The organism is Stutzerimonas stutzeri, from assembly GCF_024448715.1.
Taxonomy (GTDB): domain Bacteria; phylum Pseudomonadota; class Gammaproteobacteria; order Pseudomonadales; family Pseudomonadaceae; genus Stutzerimonas; species Stutzerimonas stutzeri_AR.
The window spans coordinates 138834-159059 of sequence record NZ_JAMOHZ010000005.1; the positions used below are offsets into that span (position 1 = coordinate 138834).

Below are 20226 nucleotides of genomic sequence, written 5' to 3' on the forward strand. Positions count from 1 at the left end.
CTTACCCCTCCTTCTCGATACGGGTCAGATTGTCCCGCAGGATCGGGCCGTATTCATATTTGCCGGCACAGACATAGGTGCACAGTGCCAAATCTTCTTCATCCAGTTCCAGGCAGCCGAGCTTCTGTGCCACCTCGGTATCACCGACGATCAAGGAACGCAGCAATTGGGTCGGCAGGATGTCCAGCGGCATGACTTCTTCATAGTTACCAACCGGTACCATGGCGCGAGGGCTGCCGTTGGTGGATGTGGAGAAGGCGAACTTCTTTCCACCCATCAACTTCGAGATATAGATGTTGAGTATCGAATGCTTGTCGCTACCTGCACGCAGGTAGTGCAACATCTCGCGCTCCTTGCCTTCACGTAGACAGGAAATCTGCTGGTGATAACGACCGAGGAAGGCGAAAGCCCCATGTGCCGTGCGTCCGCCCAGCACTGAGCCGGACACCACGCGATTCCCACCGGGCTGCAGCTCACCGGCCGTCAGCTCGTCGAGGCTGGCACCCAGGCGTGTCCGCACGAGGCGTGGATTTTCCACCACCGGACCGGCAAGCGAAACCACACGCTCGACCGACAGGCGACCAGTGGTGAACAACGCACCGATTGCAATCACGTCTTGATAGCCGATGGTCCAGACACTCTTGCTGGCGCTAACCGGATCGAGGAAATGGATGTGCGTACCGGCCAGGCCCGCTGGATGCGGGCCGGAGAAGATTTCGGACTTTACCTTGGCGAGCTGCTCGCCTGGCAACGAAGCGCCCTCTGCCTTGCACAGGAATAATTTGCCAAGGTTGCCGAGCACTTTCAGGCCCGCTTCGAAATCATCGGCACGCTCGCCAATGATCACCGCCGGATCGGCAGCCAGCGGATGGGTGTCGATAGCCGTGACGAAAATGGAGCTGGGCACGGCGTCGATCGCCGGCACCTTGCTGTAGGGGCGCGTACGCAGGGCTGCCCAGAGGCCCGATTGCTGCAGGTTCTCACGAACCTGTGCATCGCTTAGCCCTTCAAGTTCGCCAGCGCCGTACTGGCTGAACGTCATCTCGTCCGTTCCATCGAGGTCAATGACCACCGATTGCAGAACGCGCTTCTCGCCCCGATGAATAGCGCTGACCACACCTGAGCCAGGCGCGGTGAAATGAACCCCAGGAGTCTTCTTGTCGGAAAACAGAACCTGCCCCAATTTGACGCGATCGCCGACCTGAACTTCCATGGTCGGCTTCATGTCGGGGTAATCAAACCCTAATACGGCGACGCTTCGGACGGGCCTTCCAGCCTCGATACGCTGCGTCGGCGTACCTGCAATGGGCAAATCAAGCCCACGTTTTATATTGATCATCGGTTCGCTAACCACTGATTTAAAAGGCTTTTTTACGAGCCCGACGGCTTGGCTAAAAGTCGAATTGCACGACGCGCACTGATGAATTATCAGCGCGGCGCTATGCCGCGGGTCCAGGTAGAAATCCGCCCGATTATAGAGGCCACGACCCGTGACTGACCACCCAAGGCCTTCCAAATTTTTGACTCAGGACCGGCAGCCACCTATAACCATCTATTGACGCCGGGCTCTACGAACACCCTGAACGGCCGAATTTTCCGCCGAATTTGCCTAGAGTTGAATGCAAAACGGGAGCCGAAGCTCCCGTTTATCGACACCCGGCGCCTTAGCGTGGGAAGGCTGGCGGATTGACGCCTGCCATGTCCTCCATCACACGCACCACCTGGCAGCTATAGCCAAACTCGTTGTCATACCAGACGTAGAGCACAACGCGGTTATCACTGCAGATGGTCGCCTCGGCATCCACCACGCCGGCGTGCCGCGAGCCGACGAAATCACTGGATACAACTTCCAGCGAGTTGACGTAGTCGATCTGCTTCTGCAGATCCGAGTGCATCGCCATTTGACGCAGGTACTCGTTGATCTCCTCGCGCGTGGTGGCTTTTTCCAGGTTCAGATTGAGAATGGCCATGGAAACGTTCGGCGTCGGTACGCGAATGGCATTGCCAGTCAGCTTGCCCTTGAGCACCGGCAGCGCCTTGGCGGCCGCCGTAGCGGCACCAGTCTCGGTGATCACCATATTCAACGCAGCACTACGACCGCGACGACTGCCTTTGTGGAAGTTATCGATCAGGTTCTGGTCGTTGGTATAGGAGTGCACAGTTTCCACGTGGCCGTTGACGATGCCGTACTGATCGTTGACGGCCTTGAGCACCGGCACGATGGCATTGGTGGTGCAGGAGGCCGCGGAGACGATCTTGTCATCAGCGGTAATTTCACCGTGGTTAATGCCATGAACGATGTTCTTCAGCTCGCCTTTGCCTGGCGCTGTCAGCACTACGCGTGCAACGCCTGGACACTTCAGATGCTGGCCAAGACCTTCGGAATCACGCCATTTGCCAGTGTTGTCGACCAGCAGTGCGTTCTCGATGCCGTATTGGGTGTAATCCACCGAGGCCGGGTCATTCGAGTAAATCACCTGAATCAGGTTGCCGTTGGCGGTGATGGTGTTGTTTTCGGCATCGATATGGATGGTGCCTTCGAACGGACCGTGCACCGAGTCACGGCGCAGCAGGCTGGCGCGCTTGACCAGGTCATTCTCGGCACCCTTGCGCACGACGATGGCACGCAGGCGCAGGCCGTCGCCGCCGCCGGTCTTCTCGATGAGGATGCGCGCCAGCAGGCGGCCAATGCGACCGAAACCGTAGAGCACCACGTCGGTACCCTTGTGCACGCCGGTGGTGTTGCGCTTGCCAGCCACTTCAGCCAGTTCGTCACGCACGAACTGATCGAGGTTGCGGCCGTTGCCCTCGGCCTTGTACTTGGCGACGACTTTACCCAGGTCGACCGAAGCGGCGCCCAGATTCATGTCGCTCATAGTGGCGAGAATCTGATGCGTCTCGTGCACACAGAGTTCGGCTTCGTCAGCCTGACGATGACGAGCAAAGCGATGGGCCTTGAGCAGCGCGATGACCGAGCGATTGATCAAGCCACGGCCGTAGATGGAAGTCACCACGTTATTGTTACGATACAGCTGACCAATCAGCGGAATCATCGCTTCGGCGAGGGCTTCTCGATCAATCCATTCACCAAGACACTGGTCGGGCTTCTGAGTCACGGGCAGTTCCTTCCAACATGTAGGGGCTGAGAAAAGGGGCTACATTATGCCGACGCACCCTAGCGTCGGCAATCTGTGCAGCGGAAACACTGACAGCGTCCCGCGCGGATAGTTACAATCCGCGCGGTCCATTTTTCGACCGGAGCCACGCCCACTCGTGTCCGTATTGCGCCTTCCGCCCATGCCTGCCGCCAGCGGCAAGCAAACCTGGGGCAACCTTCCCGGAGCCGCGCTGAGCCTGGCCATTGCCGAAGCAGCCAGCAACGCAAAGCGATTCACTCTTCTTCTCACGGCCGACAGTCAGAGCGCCGAGCGCCTGCAGGAAGAACTAGGCTTCTTCGCGCCAGAGTTGCCAGTGCTGCATTTTCCTGACTGGGAAACATTGCCCTATGACGTTTTTTCGCCGCATCAGGACATCATTTCCCAGCGTATTGCGACGCTTTACCAGCTGCCTGAGCTGACCCATGGCGTGCTGGTAGTTCCTATCACCACAGCGCTACACAGGCTTGCGCCCAAGCGCTTCCTGCTCGGCTCCAGTCTGGTGTTGGATATAGGACAGAAGCTCGACGTCGAACAGATGCGCGCACGCCTGGAAGCTGCCGGCTACCGTTGCGTCGACACGGTGTATGAGCATGGCGAGTTCGCCGTACGCGGCGCACTGATCGACTTGTTCCCTATGGGCAGCGCCCTGCCCTATCGCATCGACCTGTTCGATGACGAGATCGAGACGCTGCGTACTTTCGATCCAGAGAACCAGCGCTCGATCGACAAGGTCGAGTCGATTCGCCTGCTGCCGGCCCGTGAGTTTCCGTTGAAGAAAGAGTCGGTGACCGGCTTTCGCGCACGTTTCCGTGAGCGTTTCGATGTGGATTTCCGTCGCTGCCCGGTCTATCAGGATCTCTCCACAGGGATCACGCCAGCGGGCATCGAGTACTACCTTCCGCTGTTCTTCGACGAAACCTCGACGTTGTTCGACTACCTGCCAGAAGACACGCAGGTGTTTTCCCTGCCTGGCATCGAGCAGGCTGCCGATAATTTTTGGAAAGATGTTCGCAATCGTTACGAAGAACGCCGCGTCGATCCTGAACGCCCGCTGTTGCCGCCTACCGAATTATTCGTACCGGTGGAAGATTGCTTCGCCCGGCTGAAGCTGTGGCCACGGATTGTTGCGAGTCACGACGACGTCGAACCCGGCATTGGCCGCGAGCGTTTCCCCGCCAGCCTGTTTCCGGAACTGGCGATCGATGCCAAGGCCAGCGAACCACTAGGCGCGCTGCGTCGCTTTCTCGATGAGTTTTCTGGCCGCGTACTCTTCACCGCCGAATCCGCCGGCCGCCGCGAAGTGCTGCTGGAATTGCTCGCGCGGCTGAAACTGCGGCCGCAGGAGGTCGCCGGCTGGCCGCAATTCGTCGAAAGCACGGAGCGCCTGGCGATCACCATCGCCCCACTGGATGACGGGTTATTGCTTCAGGACCCGGCACTGGCGCTGATAGCGGAAAGTCCGCTGTTCGGCCAACGCGTCATGCAGCGTCGGCGCCGCGAGAAAGGCCGCGACGCTGGCGAAAACGTCATCAAGAACCTTACCGAGCTGCGCGAAGGCGCGCCGGTGGTTCATATCGACCACGGGGTTGGACGCTACCAAGGCTTGGTCACACTGGAAATCGAAGGCCAGGCCGCCGAGTTCCTCCAGCTGCAATATGCCGAGGAAGCCAAACTTTACGTGCCGGTCGCCAGCCTGCATCTGATCGCCCGCTACACCGGCAGCGACGACGCACTGGCGCCACTGCACCGGTTGGGCTCGGAGACTTGGCAAAAAGCCAAGCGCAAGGCGGCCGAGCAGGTTCGTGATGTTGCCGCCGAACTGCTGGACATTTATGCCCGCCGCGCGGCCCGCGAAGGTTATGCCTTTGCCGATCCACAGCTCGACTACGAGACTTTCAGCGCTGGCTTCCCGTTCGAAGAGACCCCCGACCAGCAAGCCGCCATCGAAGCCGTGCGCAGCGACATGCTCGCACCCAAGCCGATGGATCGCCTGATCTGCGGTGATGTCGGTTTCGGCAAGACCGAAGTGGCGATGCGCGCCGCCTTTATCGCCGTACACAGTGGCCGCCAAGTAGCCGTTTTGGTGCCCACTACCCTGCTTGCCCAACAACATTACAACAGCTTCCGTGACCGCTTCGCCGACTGGCCGGTACGAGTTGAAGTAATGAGCCGCTTCAAATCCGCCAAGGAAATTCAGGGCGCGGTGCAGGAACTGGCCGAAGGCAAAGTGGACATTCTGATTGGCACGCACAAGCTGCTGCAAGACGACGTGAAGTTCACCAATCTGGGCTTGGTCATCATCGACGAGGAACACCGTTTCGGCGTTCGCCAGAAGGAACAGCTCAAGGCCCTGCGCAGCGAAGTGGATATCCTCACGCTGACCGCCACGCCGATTCCACGCACGCTGAACATGGCGGTCGCCGGCATGCGCGACCTGTCGATCATTGCCACGCCACCGGCTCGACGGTTGTCGGTGCGCACCTTTGTCATGGAACAGCAGAACTCCGTGATCAAAGAAGCGCTGCTGCGTGAACTGCTGCGCGGTGGTCAGGTGTATTACCTGCACAACGATGTGAAGACGATTGAAAAATGCGCCGCGGACCTTGCCGAGCTGGTTCCCGAAGCGCGAATAGGCGTAGGCCACGGCCAAATGCGCGAGCGCGAGCTGGAACAGGTGATGGGCGACTTCTACCACAAGCGCTTCAACGTTCTGATCGCCTCGACCATCATCGAGACTGGCATCGACGTGCCCAGTGCGAACACCATCATCATCGAGCGTGCGGACAAGTTCGGCCTGGCCCAGCTGCATCAGCTGCGCGGTCGGGTCGGTCGTAGTCACCACCAGGCGTACGCCTACTTGTTGACCCCGCCACGCAAAGCGATGACCCCGGATGCGGAAAAGCGTCTGGAAGCCATCGCCAACGCGCAAGACCTGGGTGCCGGCTTCGTGCTCGCGACGCACGATCTGGAAATCCGCGGTGCTGGTGAGCTGCTTGGCGACGGCCAGAGTGGGCAGATCCAGGCGGTCGGCTTCACCCTTTATATGGAAATGCTCGAACGCGCAGTCAAGTCCATCCAGAAAGGCGAACAGCCGAATCTCGATCAACCGCTGGGCGGCGGACCGGAGATCAACCTGCGCGTGCCTGCGCTGATTCCGGAGGACTATCTGCCGGATGTGCATGCGCGGCTGATTCTCTACAAGCGCATCGCCAACGCCGCCGACGAGAACGGGCTGCGTGAACTGCAGGTAGAAATGATCGATCGCTTCGGCCTGTTGCCCGAACCGGCCAAGCATCTGGTACGTCTGACATCGCTCAAGCTGCAGGCTTCCGGCCTCGGCATCAGCAAGATCGACGCCGGCCCTCAAGGCGGGCGAATCGAGTTCACCGCAGACACCAGCGTCGATCCGATGGTGCTGATCAAGCTGATCCAGAGCCAACCCAATCGCTACAAATTCGAGGGTGCTACCGTGTTCAAATTCCAAGTGCCTATGGAGCGTGCCGACGAACGCTTCAATACTCTGGAAGCGCTGCTCGAGCGTCTGGCCCCAACGCAAGGCCAGTAATACGTTCGCCCGCCCGGCGCAGCACCGCTGCGCCGGCTTGACCACCGACCCCTAGCCGGTAGCTATGCCCGACGCGTTTTTCGACCATATCCCCGAACCTTGGACGGCTTACTTCTCGCCCCTTGCCCTGAACCGTGGCCTGGAATACGCCAAGCAGGAGCGGGTTCGGATCGAACAGCAAACGGACCAGAGGGTTATCGCCAGCTGCCTTGGCTCCGGTAGCAACCGCTACCGCCAGACGCTTTCCATTAGCCCACGCGGGGAATTGCACTGTCTGTGCACCTGCCCGGTAGGATGGGTCTGCAAACACGCGGCGGCGGTCCTGTATGTGCTTGAGCGACAACAAACGGAACTCAACGAACCTGCTGACAAGACGCAAGACGGCCTGCCCGGCGCGCTGCAAACTTGGCTTTCGCAACTGCCCGAAGCCCTCGGCGAAGCGCCCGCAGCGTTACCGCAGAACAGCCTGCGTTATCTGATCGAGCCAGACCTAACCGTTGCCGTATTCAAGGTGCGCCAGCTCAAGGACAGCAGCATCAGCGATATTCAACCTTATTTCGCGATGCGCGAGGCGAGCTTCCGCCAGCCGCGCTTCCTGCAACCGATCGACCTGCGCATCGCAGCCCTGCTGAGCCTTTGCAAGAGTGCCGGCCACAGCTTCTGGCTCGACGGCCCGAACGGCGGCGAAGCATTGCGTCTGGCGCTGGAAACTGGACGTGCCTATCTGAATTTCGAACAGCCGCCGCTGCAGCCCGGCCTTTGTCGCGAGGTCCGGCTGGAATGGCGCGACGCCAGCGACGGCGCTCTGCGTGTCAACCTGGCGCCAGAGGGCACCGAACTGCTCACGGCGGTCGACCCGCTCCATTATCTGGACAAGACTCGCAACGAAATCGGCATGGTTCGCCACGGGCTAAGCGATGCGTTGGCACGGCACCTGATCGGCGCCCCAGAGGTGCCCGCTGGCCAGGTCGCGCTATTCAGCCTCTCGCTGAGCGACATTGCCCCGGAACTGCCTGCGCCCGCTCGGCCGACCGAAAGGCGCATCGACGACCTTCTTCCCCAGGCACGGCTGACACTCGGCAGCCGTCACGTCACGAACTACCACGCCGCTAGCGGACGGATGATCAACGACCAACAGCACCGCGCCGGACTCAGCTTCGTCTATGACTGCAGCGCCGTACACGGCAAAAGCAAAGCTGCAGAGCGGGTTCGCCAGATCAATGGCCAGGATGTGCTCAGCATTGCCCGCCAACCCACGGCCGAGCAGGCCTTGCGCCAGCGTCTTCAGCAGCTGGGCCTGCGCCCTGCTCTGCGGCAGAGTCAGGCGCTGCCGAAGGACTCGGCAGAAATGTTCGAGCTGCCCAACGAAGCCGCCTGGCTGCACTTCGCCGAGCAACTGCCACAGCTGCGCGACGAAGGCTGGGAGATCGTCATTCAGCCAGGCTTCGCCTACGACCTCACCGCTATAGACGATTGGTATGCCCAAGTGGAGGAATCGCCGGAGCACAGCTGGTTCGACCTGGAACTGGGCATCGTCGTCGAAGGCGAGCGCATCAGCCTGCTACCGGTGCTTCTCGACGTGATCCGCAAGAATCCGACGCTGCTCGCTGCGCCGCAGCTGGCCCAGCGCGGCGACGATGAAACACTGCGGGTGCAGCTGCGCCAGCGCGACAACGCTCAGCCGCTTCAGGTGATGCTGCCGTTCGGCCGGCTCAAGCCGATCCTCGCGACATTGGGCGACCTTTACTTGCAACCGGAGCTCGGCAACAGCCTGCGGCTGGATCAGGCCGACGCCGTGCGCTTGAATCACCTGGAGCAGTTGCCGCTGGACTGGCAGGGTGGCGAGCGGTTACGCGATTTTGGCCGGCGCCTGCTGGACTACAAGCAGCAACCCTGCGAGGCACCGACCGGTCTGAATGCCGAACTGCGTCCCTATCAGCTTGAGGGTCTGAGCTGGATGCAAACCCTGCGTGCGCTGGAAGTCGGCGGCATTCTTGGGGACGACATGGGTCTGGGCAAGACCCTGCAGACCCTGGTCCACCTGCTTACCGAAAAACAGGCCGGGCGCCTGGACCGTCCCAGCCTGGTCGTCATGCCCACCAGCCTGATACCCAACTGGCAGGACGAAGCGGCGCGGTTCACCCCGGATCTGCGGCTGCTGACCCTGCATGGCACGGCGCGGCACAAGCACTTCGATGCGCTGGGCGATTACGATGTCCTGCTGACCACCTATGCGCTGTTGCCCCGGGATATCGAGCCGCTAAGCGAACAACCTCTTCACGTGCTGATCCTGGACGAGGCGCAGAACATCAAGAACGCCAGCAGCAAGGCCGCCCAGGCTGCCAGCCGGCTGCAAGCGCGGCAACGCCTGTGCCTGACCGGCACGCCAATGGAAAACAACCTCGGCGAATTGTGGTCATTGTTCCACTTCCTGATGCCAGGCTGGCTGGGTAACGCCAAGGAGTTCAACCGCACCTATCGCACTCCGATAGAAAAGCATGGCAACCAGGAGCGGCTGCAACATCTGATCGGCCGCATCCGCCCGTTCCTCCTGCGTCGTCACAAGGAACAGGTGGCCCGCGAACTCCCACCAAAAAACGAGATTGTGCATTGGGTGGACCTGACCCCGGCCCAACGCGATCTATACGAGACGGTGCGTTTGGCGATGGATCGCAAGGTCCGCGAGGAGATCGACCGCAAGGGCTTGGCGCGCAGCCAGATCGTCATCCTCGAAGCGCTGCTCAAGCTGCGCCAAGTCTGCTGCGACTTGCGCCTGGTCAAGGGTGAAGCGGGCCGTTCGGCCAAGAGCGGCTTTTCCGGCAAGCTGGACAGCTTGCTTGACATGCTCCAGGAACTGCTCGCCGAAGGCCGCCGCGTGCTGCTGTTTTCACAGTTCACCTCGATGCTGGCGCTGATCGAGGACAGCCTGCGTCAGCGCGGCATCGATTACGTGCAGATTACCGGCGAAACCCGAGACAGGCGCACCCCGGTGCAGCGTTTCCAGCGCGGTGAGGTGCCGGTATTTCTGATCAGCCTGAAAGCCGGCGGCACCGGCCTCAACCTTACCGCCGCCGACACCGTCATTCATTACGATCCTTGGTGGAACCCAGCCGCCGAGAACCAGGCCACCGACCGCGCCTACCGCATCGGCCAAGACAAACCGGTGTTCGTCTACCGCCTGATCACACGTGGCACCGTCGAAGAACGCATTCAGCAATTACAGCGACGTAAGGCCGACCTGGCCGCCGGCGTGTTGGATTCAGGCAACCAGGGCGAGTGGCAGTTGGAGCAGAACGATATCGAGGCACTGCTCGCCCCGTTGGGAAGCTTGAGCTGAGGATTGAGACTTCCAGTTTCAGGCGGCGGGTAGGCTGGACGCCTTCGCTCGTTACCTTGCATGAGCAGCTCCCTCTCCCCTCGGTGAAAGTACGCAGCAAGCCAGGAGAGGGGCTGGGGTGAGGGAGAAGCTGTTATCCCCTAGCCTGACAAGCCCCCACAAGGAACCGCCTTTAGGCCGACCTCCAACGGCTTTTTGATGCCCGCCGCTTTCAAGCCCGAAATCCAATCTCTATGATCAACACATCGGCCCCGCCCAATATAGGAACGTAATCATGAGCCGCTATGAGATCGCCTTTTCCGGCCAACTCGCACCGGGCGCCACACTGGAACAGGTCGAGGCCAATCTCACGCGCCTGTTCCAGGCCGATGCCCAGCGCATCGCGCTGCTGTTTTCCGGTCGTCGGATAGTGATCAAGCAGGACCTGGACTTCGCCAACGTGGAAAAATACCGCGAAGCCATGGCCCGTGCCGGTGCGATCGCCGAGGTTCGAGCCCTACCGGTGGAAGTCGAAGAGATCGAACTGGCCCCGCCGCCAGCGGTAGAGCCCACGACGCCAGCAGCCACCCAAACCTCTACGGCCGCGCCGTCGCCGCTCAAGGTCGTGCCTCGCGACGAATATATGGCAGCTTTTGTCGACGTCGAGGCGCCGGACTTCGGTATTGCACCGGTAGGTGCCGACTTGCAGGATGCCCGTGCGCCTACTCAAGCGCCCGCCGTTGACCTTTCGCAGTTCAGCCTGGCCCCTGTGGGCAGCGACATGGGTGAACGCCGCCGCGCGAGCGATGCACCGGTACCTGACATTTCGCACCTGAAACTGCAGGACTGAACCTATCGGGCGGCGTCCGCCCGAACTCCTTCAGCCCCGACAGGCTCCAACCCTACAAGCCCTCAAAGTGCCTGTATTCAATGGACCTTGTCGTTGCCCGCCCAGAAGGCCTCTACTGCCCGCCCGGCGATTTCTATATCGATCCCTGGCGTCCGGTCGACCGCGCCGTGATCACCCATGCCCACGGCGACCATGCCCGCTGGGGCATGAACCATTACCTGGCATCCAGCGACAGCGAAGGCATCCTGCGCTCGCGAATCGCGGCGGATATGCCGCTGCAAACGCTGGCGTACGGCGAATCCATCGACCATCACGGCGTAAAACTCAGCTTTCACCCCGCCGGCCATGTGCTTGGCTCAGCGCAGGTACGCCTGGAATATCGCGGCGAAGTCTGGGTCGCCTCAGGAGACTACAAGGTCGAGCCCGATGGCACTTGCGCCCCCTTCGAGCCGGTGCGCTGCCATACTTTCATCACCGAATCGACCTTCGGCTTGCCCATCTATCAATGGCCATCGCAGACCGAAGTATTCCGAGAAATCAACGACTGGTGGCGGGCCAACGCCGCGGTAGGCCGTGCCAGCGTGTTGTTCTGCTATGCCTTTGGCAAGGCGCAGCGGATTCTTCACGGGCTCGATGAAAGCATCGGCACAGTGGTGGTTCACGGCGCTGTTGAACCACTGAACAAGGTCTACCGTGAAGGCGGCGTTTACCTTCCGCCGACCGTTTATGCGGGAGATTTGAAAAAGGGCGACCCGCGCCTGAAGCAGGCGATCATCCTCGCCCCGCCCTCGGCTGGCGGCAGTACCTGGATGCGCCGATTCGGCGACTATGCCGACGCCTTCGCCAGCGGCTGGATGATGTTGCGCGGCACGCGCCGCCGTCGCGGTGTCGACCGTGGTTTCGTACTTTCCGACCACGCCGACTGGCCCGGCCTGCTCTGGGCCATCGAACAGACCGGCGCCGAGCGGGTGATGGTCACCCATGGCTCGGTGCCGGTGCTGGTGCGCTACCTGCGTGAAATGCGCGGCCTCGATGCGCAGGCCTTCGAAACCGAATATGGCGACGAAGACGATGCGCCTGAACCGGAGGCTCAGTGATCCTCCATTCCTGCTCCGCCCTGCTCCCCTGTAGGAACGGGCTTGCTCGCGAAGCCCTTTCAATCGCTACTTGGCACGGCGGCGTCCGATGAAAGCCTTCGCCACGCTCTACAGCCGCCTCGATGCGACCACCTCGAGCAATGCCAAGCTCGCCGCCATGCGCGATTATTTTCGGGAAGCCGACCCTGCCGACGCCGCTTGGGCCGTGTACTTTCTCGCCGGCGGGCGACCGCGCCAGCTGGTGCCGACCCGAGTATTGCGTGAAACGGCCATGCAGGCCGCCGGCCTACCGGAGTGGCTATTCGAGGAGAGTTATCAAGCCGTCGGCGACATGGCCGAGACCATCTCGCTGCTCATTCCCGAATCTGCCCATAGCTCCGACGACGGCCTCGCCGTGTGGATGCAGGACAAGTTGCTGCCGCTACGCGGACAGCCGCCCGAAGAACTGGCCTTACGCCTGCCTGAGCTATGGGCGCAATTGGACCGCCTGAGTCTGATGGTCTGCATCAAGCTGATCACCGGCGCCTTTCGCGTCGGCGTGTCGAAGCTTCTGGTAACCCGCGCGCTGGCCTCGCTGGTGGACCTCGATCCCAAGCGCGTAGCACAGCGACTCGTGGGCTATACCGACCTATCGCACCGGCCGAGTGCTGAAGGCTACCTCACGCTGATTGCCGATGAATCGGAGCACGAGCACGCACAGCGCGGCGGCCAGCCCTATCCCTTCTTTCTCGCCCACTCGCTGCAAGCACCGGTGGAGCAATTCGAAGAGCTGCTTGGATCGCCCCATAACTGGCATATCGAATGGAAGTGGGACGGCATCCGCGCCCAGCTGGTCAAGCGTGACGGGCAGATATGGATCTGGTCACGCGGCGAAGAATTGGTCAGCGATCGCTTCCCTGAGCTTTGCGAACTGGCCGGATGCCTACCGGACGGCACCGTTATCGACGGTGAAATCGTGGTCTGGAAGTCGCAACCGACAGAGCAGCCAGCCGCGCTGTTCGAGAGTTCATCCGCAACAGGCAGCGAGCCGGCCCGCTTCGGCGTACAGCCCTTTGCCCTGCTGCAACAACGAATCGGCCGCAAAAACCTCACTGCCAAGGTGCTTGAAGACGCACCCGTCGCGGTGCTCGCTTACGACCTCTTGGAATGGCAAGGCGAAGACTGGCGCCAACGACCACACCGTGAGCGACGAGAGCAACTCGATACGGTCGTAGCACAATGCCCCAACCCGATCCTGATGGCCTCGCCCTTGATCGAAGGCAGCGATTGGGCTGATCTGGCTCGCCAGCGCGAGGCATCTCGTGCCCTGGGTGTGGAAGGCATGATGATCAAGGCTCGCGCGGCGCAGTACGGCGTGGGTCGCACCAAGGATGTCGGCACCTGGTGGAAATGGAAGATCGACCCCTACTCGGTGGACGCGGTATTGATCTATGCCCAGCGAGGCCACGGCCGCCGCGCCAGCCTTTACACCGATTTCACCTTTGCCGTCTGGGACGGCGAACCAGGCGCGCCGGAGCGCAAGCTGGTGCCCTTCGCGAAAGCCTATTCGGGGCTGACCGATGAGGAAATGCGTAAAGTCGACGCCATCGTGCGCAAGACCACCGTGGAAAAATTCGGACCGGTGCGCAGCGTGACGCCGACACTGGTATTTGAACTCGGCTTCGAGGGCATCGCCGCCAGCAGCCGGCACAAAAGCGGCATCGCCGTCCGCTTCCCGCGCATGCTGCGTTGGCGCCACGACAAGCCGGTCGAGGAAGCCGATACGCTGGAGACGTTGAAGGAATTGCTGGGATGACGCGGCCATGCGCTCCCGTAGGGACCAATATGCTGGCGATCCACAACCACGCGGCGGCGTCTGTTCGCGAGCAAGCTCGCTCCTACAAGTGCCATGTCGCACCTCAACGCCGTCGCATTTCTGTAGGAGCCAGCTTGCTGGCGAATCGCAGCCACGCGGCGCCTTATGTTCGCGCGTATTCGCGGCGCGAAGCATGAGCAACCGACCAGCCACAGTTGGCGAAAATTGGTTCGCCAGTAAATCCTGGCAACCCTTTTCGTTTCAGCAGGAAGTCTGGCAAGCCGTGCAAAACGGCGAATCCGGCCTGCTTCACGCCACCACCGGCTCGGGCAAGACCTACGCCGTCTGGCTCGGCGCGCTCGATCGTTTCGCTTCTGTAGGAGCGGGCTTGCCCGCGAAAGAGTCGGATGCACTCGCCAAGCCATCGGACAAACCTGCTCCACTCACAGTCCTCTGGATCACTCCTATGCGCGCCCTGGCCGCGGATACGGCCCGAGCACTCCAGGCGCCGTTGGACGACCTCGGCATCAACTGGAGTATTGGCCTGCGCACCGGCGATACCGCCAGCGCCGAACGCGCCCGACAAAGCCGCCGATTACCGAGTGCGCTGGTCACAACACCGGAAAGCCTCACCCTGTTGCTGACCCGCGCCGATGCGCGCCAGGCCTTCGGCGGGCTGCGCATGCTGGTGGTAGATGAGTGGCACGAGCTGCTGGGCAACAAACGCGGCGTACAGCTGCAGCTGGCGTTGGCGCGGCTGCGTAGCTGGATGCCGGAACTGATCGTCTGGGGGCTATCCGCCACGCTCGGCAATCAACCGCACGCACTGGAAGTGCTTCTGCATCCGGGCACAGGCCGGTTGGTTCAAGGAAAAATGAACAAGGAGCTGCGCGTCGACACTTTGTTGCCGCCCAGCATTGAACGCTTTCCCTGGGCTGGGCATTTGGGCCTGCGCATGCTGCCGCAGGTGGTCGAAGAAATCGAATCGGCGGCCACTTCCTTGGTGTTCACTAATACCCGCTCGCAATCGGAGCTGTGGTATCAGGCGATTCTCAATGCGCGGCCGGACTGGGCCGGGTTGATCGCGCTGCACCACGGCTCATTGGCCCGCGAAGTACGGGACTGGGTGGAGTTGGGACTCAAGCAAGGTGCGCTGAAGGCGGTGGTCTGCACCTCCAGTCTCGATCTGGGCGTGGATTTTTTGCCCGTCGAACGCGTGCTGCAGATCGGCTCGCCCAAGGGCGTGGCGCGGCTGATGCAACGCGCTGGGCGCTCTGGTCATGCGCCTGGGCGGGCCTCGCGAGTCACACTGGTGCCGACACATAGCTTCGAAGTGGTGGAAGCCGCGGCCGCTCATGTCGCCGTTGCCGAACGGCGGATCGAAGCCCGCAGCGCTCCGCATCGATCGCTCGATGTGCTGGTGCAACATCTGGTAAGCATGGCGCTGGGCGGTGGTTTTCGGCCGGATGAGCTCTACGCCGAGGTGCGCCGGGCCTGGTCCTACCGAGATCTCGATGCCGAACAGTGGCTGTGGGCACTGGCTTTTGTCCGTCACGGTGGGCATTCGCTTACGGCCTATCCGGATTATCAGCGGGTGGAACCGGACGAAACCGGCCTGTGGAAGGTCCCGAGCCGGCGTGTCGCAATGCGCCATCGGATGAGCATCGGTACGATCGTCAGCGATGCCAGCCTGACCGTGAAATTCTGGGCCAAGGGTGGCAGTGGCCGCTCACTGGGCTCGGTGGAGGAAGGTTTCATCGCGCGCCTGCGACCGGGTGACAATTTCCTCTTCGCCGGACGCCTCTTGGAATTGGTGCGGGTGGAAAACATGACCGCTTACGTTAGCCGTGCCACTGGCAAGAAGGCCGCTGTGCCACGCTGGAACGGTGGGCGCATGCCGCTTTCCAGCGAGCTGGCCGATGCGGTGGTGGAACAACTCGGCGCTGCCTCGCGCGGTGAGTTCGCCAGTGACGAGATGCGCCTGGTGCAGCCGTTGCTAGAAGTACAGCTAGGCTGGTCGGCGCTGCCCACTGAAACCACGCTGCTGGCCGAGGTGATGAAATCCCGCGAAGGTTGGCACTTGTTTCTCTACCCCTTCGCCGGTCGCCACGTGCACCTGGGCCTCGCCAGCCTGCTTGCCTGGCGAATGGGCCAGCGCCAGCCGGTGACCTTCTCCATCGCGGTCAATGACTACGGGTTCGAACTGCTTTCGGCCACCGAAGTGGACTGGATGCACTGGCTGACGCCCGCCTTGTTCAGCCAGGACAACCTGCTGCACGACGTGCTCGCCAGCCTTAACGCCGGCGAACTGGCACGCCGGCGTTTCCGCGAGATTGCGCGTATTGCGGGACTGGTGTTTTCCGGCTACCCAGGCGCGCAGAAAAGCGCCCGGCAGCTGCAGGCTTCCAGTGGGTTGTTCTTCGATGTGTTCCGCCAGTACGACCCGGACAACCTGCTGCTGACCCAGGCAGAAGAGGAAGTGCTGCGCCAGGAACTGGAGGTCGAGCGGCTGGAACAAACCCTGACGCGCCTGCAACAGCGTCGGCTGGACATTCATCAGGTCAAGCGCACCACGCCATTGGCCTTTCCGCTGATGGTCGAGCGTTTTCGCGAGAGCATGAGTTCGGAAAAGCTGGCCGACCGTATCCGCCGAATGGTCGCCGAGCTCGACAAAGCCGCCGGTCCCGGTGGTTATCAGCCCGAGCAAGGCGACGCCATTGCGGTCGAGCGGGAAACCAGCCCGAAACGCAAACCGCGCATGACCAAGGACGGCACGCCGAGGCCGAAGAAGGCGAAACCATAATGCGATGAGCTTTGGGCGAGGCTATTCGCGAGCAAGCTCGCTCTACAAAAAGCAGTGCTCAACTCCGTCACCGTAACGCTCCTGTAGGAGCGAGCTTGCTCGCGAAACGGCACAACACAGACCATCGCCGGGCCAACAGATTAGACTGCCCCCAATGACCCCATACTTGCCCATCGAACTGAAAAACACCGAGCTCTGGTTACTCGCCGACAAAGCCATCTACTGGCCGGAGCTGCAAGCGCTACTGATCGCCGATATCCATTTCGGCAAGGCCGCCGCCTACCGCCGTCTCGGTCAGCCGGTACCACACGGCACCACCCAAGCCAATCTGCAGCGACTGGATGCCTTACTGGCCCGCTACAGCTGTCGGCAGTTGATCTTCCTCGGCGATTTTCTGCACGCACCGGAATCCCAGACGCCCGCCATTCTGGCGCAACTGCATGCATGGCGCGCAACGCACCCCCAGCTCGAAGTCACGTTGATCCGCGGCAACCACGATCGCCGCGCTGGCGACCCACCGGCGACGCTCGACATGGCCGTGGTCCCCGAGCCGCTGCTGCTCGGCCCGTTCGCCCTGCAGCACGAACCCGATCCGCACCCTACTCATCACGTGCTGGCTGGCCACGTACACCCCGCTTATCGCCTCATCGGACGGGGACGTCAGAGCTTGCGCCTGCCCTGCTTCTGCATCGGCGCGCAGGTGAGCCTGCTGCCGGCGTTTGGCAGTTTTACCGGCATGATGGAGCTCGACGCCGACCCAGGTCGGCGTCTGTACGTGGTTGGGGATAACAACGTGTGGCGGGTAGCGTGACCGGCAATCAAGCCTGCGAAATGCCGGTTACGGTGATGCCGAAGCGTTCGGCCAGAAGCGTGGCTGGCGTCTCCTCTATGTCCGGGTCATGCTCGAAGGCATTTTCCTCACCGGTATATTCCTGTTCGGCCTTCTGGGTAACCAGCGCTACTGCCTCATCTATATCCGGCTGGTGATCGGATTCGGTCCTGAGGATAGAGGTGTTGCCGTCTTTGCTGTACGCGATGATCCAGGTCGTCATGATGCCCCCTCATTCTTAGCGCCTTCGGCAAAATTCTCTCGCCGATATTGGCGTTGCTTTGTTTAGAGACTAGCCCGTCACCTTCAGTTCTGCCGCTTATGCTTGATCGGACGACCTGCCGAACGGTCCGAACAGAGGTATGCAACGTCGGTCATCGATAGAAGAGCAAGCAAGGAGACGAGGCCATGATCCAATCTCGCCCACGGCCTACCGAGATGACCGAAGAGCAGTTGGCAGAGTTGCTGCGTCAGCATGCCACTCCGCTGCCGCCGGTCGACGATCCAACCTTTGCCAATCATTTCGATCAGTTCGCCGACGCACGGGTCGTGCTGATCGGCGAGGCCAGCCACGGCACTTCGGAGTTCTACCGCGCCCGAGCGGCCATCACCCGCCGGCTGATCGAGCAACACGGATTTACCATCATCGCCGCCGAAGCGGATTGGCCGGACGCTACGAAGATCGACCGCTACGTGCGCCAGAAACAGCCGCCGACGTGGGTCGAAGAAGGCTTCAAACGCTTCCCGACCTGGATGTGGCGCAACCAGGAAGTCGCGGATTTTGCGCGCTGGCTGCGAGATCACAACGACACTCTGCCGCCCGAGCGGCGCGTCGAGTTTCGCGGGCTGGACGTCTACAGCCTTGGCTCATCGATTCAGGAAGTGCTCGGCTATCTCGACCGCGTCGACCCTCAAGCCGCCAGCGCCGCTCGCCACCGCTACGGTTGCCTCAGCCCTTGGCACGAGGAGCCGGCGATCTACGGCCACAACGTGATGCTTGGCCAGCCGTCCTGCGAAAACGCAGTGGTCGAACAACTACGCGCGCTTCTCGATCAACGGTTGGAATATCTGGAAACAGATGGTGACAGTTTCTTCAACGCCGAGCGCAACGCCCGTGTCGTGCTTGCCGCTGAGCAGTATTACCGGTCCATGTACCAGGGCTCGACCGAATCCTGGAATTTGCGCGACCGACATATGTTCGACACTCTGCGCGCCTTGCTGGAGCACCGCGGCGACGATGCCAAAGCGGTGGTCTGGGCGCACAACTCGCACATCGGCAACGCCGCCTCGACGTCCATGGGCTGGGGCGGTGAGTTCAATATCGGCGAGCTATGCCGTACCGCCTTCGGCCGAGACGCGGTGCTGATCGGCATGGCAACCGATCGCGGCGAGGTGGCGGCGGCGGATAACTGGGACGAGCCGATGCAGGTCAAGCAGGTCCGTCCTTCGCGCCCGGACAGCTGGGAGCAAATGTTTCTGCGCGCCGGCAAGCCGGCATCGCTGACAACCTGGCGCGACGATGACGAACTGCGCCGTGCATTGGCCAAGCCGCGGCTCGAGCGCGCCATAGGCGTCATTTACCGTCCGGCCACTGAACGTCAGAGTCATTATTTCCAAGCCATACTCTCTGAACAGTTCGACGCCCTGATATGGCTGGAGCAGACGACGGCAGTGACGCCCATCGGCCCACAGCAGATCGACGACGACATCGTTCCGGATACCTATCCATTCGGAGAGTGAGTCATGCGTGCGTTCATTCCTGAAACCAATTTGTTCCGCGACCGCGTCCATGCCGGCCAGGAACTGGCCGAGGCGCTGCTGCATCTGGCCGATACGAAACCCTTGGTGCTCGCTCTGCCACGCGGCGGCGTGCCGGTTGCCTTCGAAGTAGCCAAGAGCCTGAACGCGCCGCTGGATCTGGTGCTGGTGCGCAAAATCGGCGCGCCGGGTAACGAGGAGCTGGCGCTGGGTGCGGTGATCGACGGCGCCGAGCCCAAGTGGGTGATCAACCAGGAGCTATTCAACCAGATCGCGCCGCCGCCAAACTGGTTTGACGAAGAGATGCAGCGCCAGCTGACGGAGCTGGAGCGTCGTCGCCAGCGCTACTGTGGCGATCGGCCAGCGCCCTTGCTCGGCAATCGCTGCGTGATCGTGATCGACGACGGCGTCGCCACTGGCGCGACCGTAAGAGCGGCGCTGAAGGGATTGAAACAATCGAATCCGAGCAGAATCGTGCTCGCGGTACCTGTCGGGCCGAGGGATGTGATCGAGATGCTGCGAACGGAGGTGAATGAACTGGTGTGCCTGGCGATGCCCGAGCCCTTCATCGGTGTCGGATGTCATTACAGTAATTTCGACCAGACTCGCGACGAACAGGTCATCGACCTGCTCGCGCGTGCTCAAGCCTTCATAGCGGACAAGCCGGCAGAACCTTGAAATCAGGCCACTGGTGCAGGTGGCGGCTGGTCCGGGATCGTCGGTTCGCCCGGCTCGCTGGGCAGGTCCGGTACGCCTGGTTCTTCTGGATCACCCGGCACACCGTTGGCCTGCCAGCTGAGCGTCTGGTTGTCATCCAAATAACCTGTTTCCATGTCGCTGTCCTCCGCTGCTGTACCGGAAAGTCCGGATAGGTCTACAGCAGTAGAGGCCGAGCGGCCGGCAGATATCCGTCCTTCCGTCGGGGAGCCAGCCCTCAGCAAACAGCGATTCCCGCGCATGAAAGCCGCTCACCGCAACCACCCGCACGCCTCGCGCATGACAGGCTTACTCGCGACCAGGCACTCCGCATTCGCCAGCAAGCTGGCTCCTACACA

Annotated in this window: 13 protein-coding genes; 9 read left to right on the plus strand and 4 right to left on the minus strand. The window is 61.6% G+C overall.

Translation table 11 applies throughout. The features are described 5' to 3' along the window. Position 1 precedes the first annotated feature (1 nt). Both NAV33_RS12650 and NAV33_RS12655 read right to left on the minus strand, forming a co-directional pair. Positions 2 to 1339 (minus strand): Na(+)-translocating NADH-quinone reductase subunit A, encoded by a 1338-nt coding sequence (locus tag NAV33_RS12650; RefSeq protein ID WP_255980521.1) that lies wholly within the window; start codon positions 1337 to 1339, stop codon positions 2 to 4. 325 nt (positions 1340 to 1664) lie between these two features. Continuing rightward, positions 1665 to 3116 (minus strand): glyceraldehyde-3-phosphate dehydrogenase, encoded by a 1452-nt coding sequence (locus tag NAV33_RS12655; protein WP_255980523.1) that lies wholly within the window; start codon positions 3114 to 3116, stop codon positions 1665 to 1667. Between the two features lie 157 nt (positions 3117 to 3273). Between NAV33_RS12655 and mfd the strand changes: the two genes are divergently transcribed. The 7 genes from mfd to pdeM all read left to right on the plus strand — a co-directional run bounded on the left by mfd (position 3274) and on the right by pdeM (position 17395). Further along, positions 3274 to 6723: a transcription-repair coupling factor gene (gene mfd / locus NAV33_RS12660; RefSeq protein ID WP_255980525.1), complete on the plus strand. Its 3450-nt coding sequence runs from the start codon at positions 3274 to 3276 to the stop codon at positions 6721 to 6723. Between the two features lie 64 nt (positions 6724 to 6787). Continuing rightward, complete coding sequence (locus NAV33_RS12665; protein ID WP_255980527.1) at positions 6788 to 10060, plus strand: DEAD/DEAH box helicase; 3273 nt, start codon at positions 6788 to 6790, stop codon at positions 10058 to 10060. A gap of 274 nt (positions 10061 to 10334) precedes the next feature. Then, complete coding sequence (locus NAV33_RS12670) at positions 10335 to 10889, plus strand: hypothetical protein (RefSeq protein ID WP_255980529.1); 555 nt, start codon at positions 10335 to 10337, stop codon at positions 10887 to 10889. Between the two features lie 80 nt (positions 10890 to 10969). Beyond that, complete coding sequence (locus NAV33_RS12675; protein WP_255980531.1) at positions 10970 to 11986, plus strand: ligase-associated DNA damage response exonuclease; 1017 nt, start codon at positions 10970 to 10972, stop codon at positions 11984 to 11986. Positions 11987 to 12074: 88 nt separating this feature from the next. Next, a complete protein-coding gene (locus tag NAV33_RS12680) occupies positions 12075 to 13781 on the plus strand; it encodes an ATP-dependent DNA ligase (RefSeq protein ID WP_255980533.1) in 1707 nt (568 codons plus the stop codon). A 193-nt stretch (positions 13782 to 13974) separates the two neighbouring features. Continuing rightward, the gene (locus NAV33_RS12685) at positions 13975 to 16584 is read left to right on the plus strand and encodes a ligase-associated DNA damage response DEXH box helicase (protein WP_255980535.1); all 2610 of its coding nucleotides are present in this window, start codon (positions 13975 to 13977) and stop codon (positions 16582 to 16584) included. A 154-nt stretch (positions 16585 to 16738) separates the two neighbouring features. Then, the gene (gene pdeM / locus NAV33_RS12690; protein ID WP_255980537.1) at positions 16739 to 17395 is read left to right on the plus strand and encodes a ligase-associated DNA damage response endonuclease PdeM; all 657 of its coding nucleotides are present in this window, start codon (positions 16739 to 16741) and stop codon (positions 17393 to 17395) included. Between the two features lie 7 nt (positions 17396 to 17402). Here pdeM and NAV33_RS12695 read toward each other — a convergent pair whose 3' ends face one another. Continuing rightward, the gene (locus NAV33_RS12695; RefSeq protein ID WP_255980539.1) at positions 17403 to 17636 is read right to left on the minus strand and encodes a hypothetical protein; all 234 of its coding nucleotides are present in this window, start codon (positions 17634 to 17636) and stop codon (positions 17403 to 17405) included. A 185-nt stretch (positions 17637 to 17821) separates the two neighbouring features. On the opposite strand from NAV33_RS12695, the gene NAV33_RS12700 reads away from it, so the two are divergent. After that, positions 17822 to 19153 carry an erythromycin esterase family protein gene (locus tag NAV33_RS12700; protein WP_255980541.1) on the plus strand — a complete coding sequence of 444 codons (1332 nt, stop codon included), beginning with the start codon at positions 17822 to 17824 and terminating at the stop codon, positions 19151 to 19153. Positions 19154 to 19156: 3 nt separating this feature from the next. Beyond that, the gene (locus NAV33_RS12705; protein WP_255980543.1) at positions 19157 to 19849 is read left to right on the plus strand and encodes a phosphoribosyltransferase; all 693 of its coding nucleotides are present in this window, start codon (positions 19157 to 19159) and stop codon (positions 19847 to 19849) included. Between the two features lie 2 nt (positions 19850 to 19851). Here the strand turns inward: NAV33_RS12705 and NAV33_RS12710 are convergent, their stop codons facing one another. Further along, entirely contained in the window at positions 19852 to 20004 is a 153-nt protein-coding gene (locus tag NAV33_RS12710) for a hypothetical protein (RefSeq protein ID WP_255980545.1), read from the minus strand. Positions 20005 to 20226: the final 222 nt, after the last annotated feature.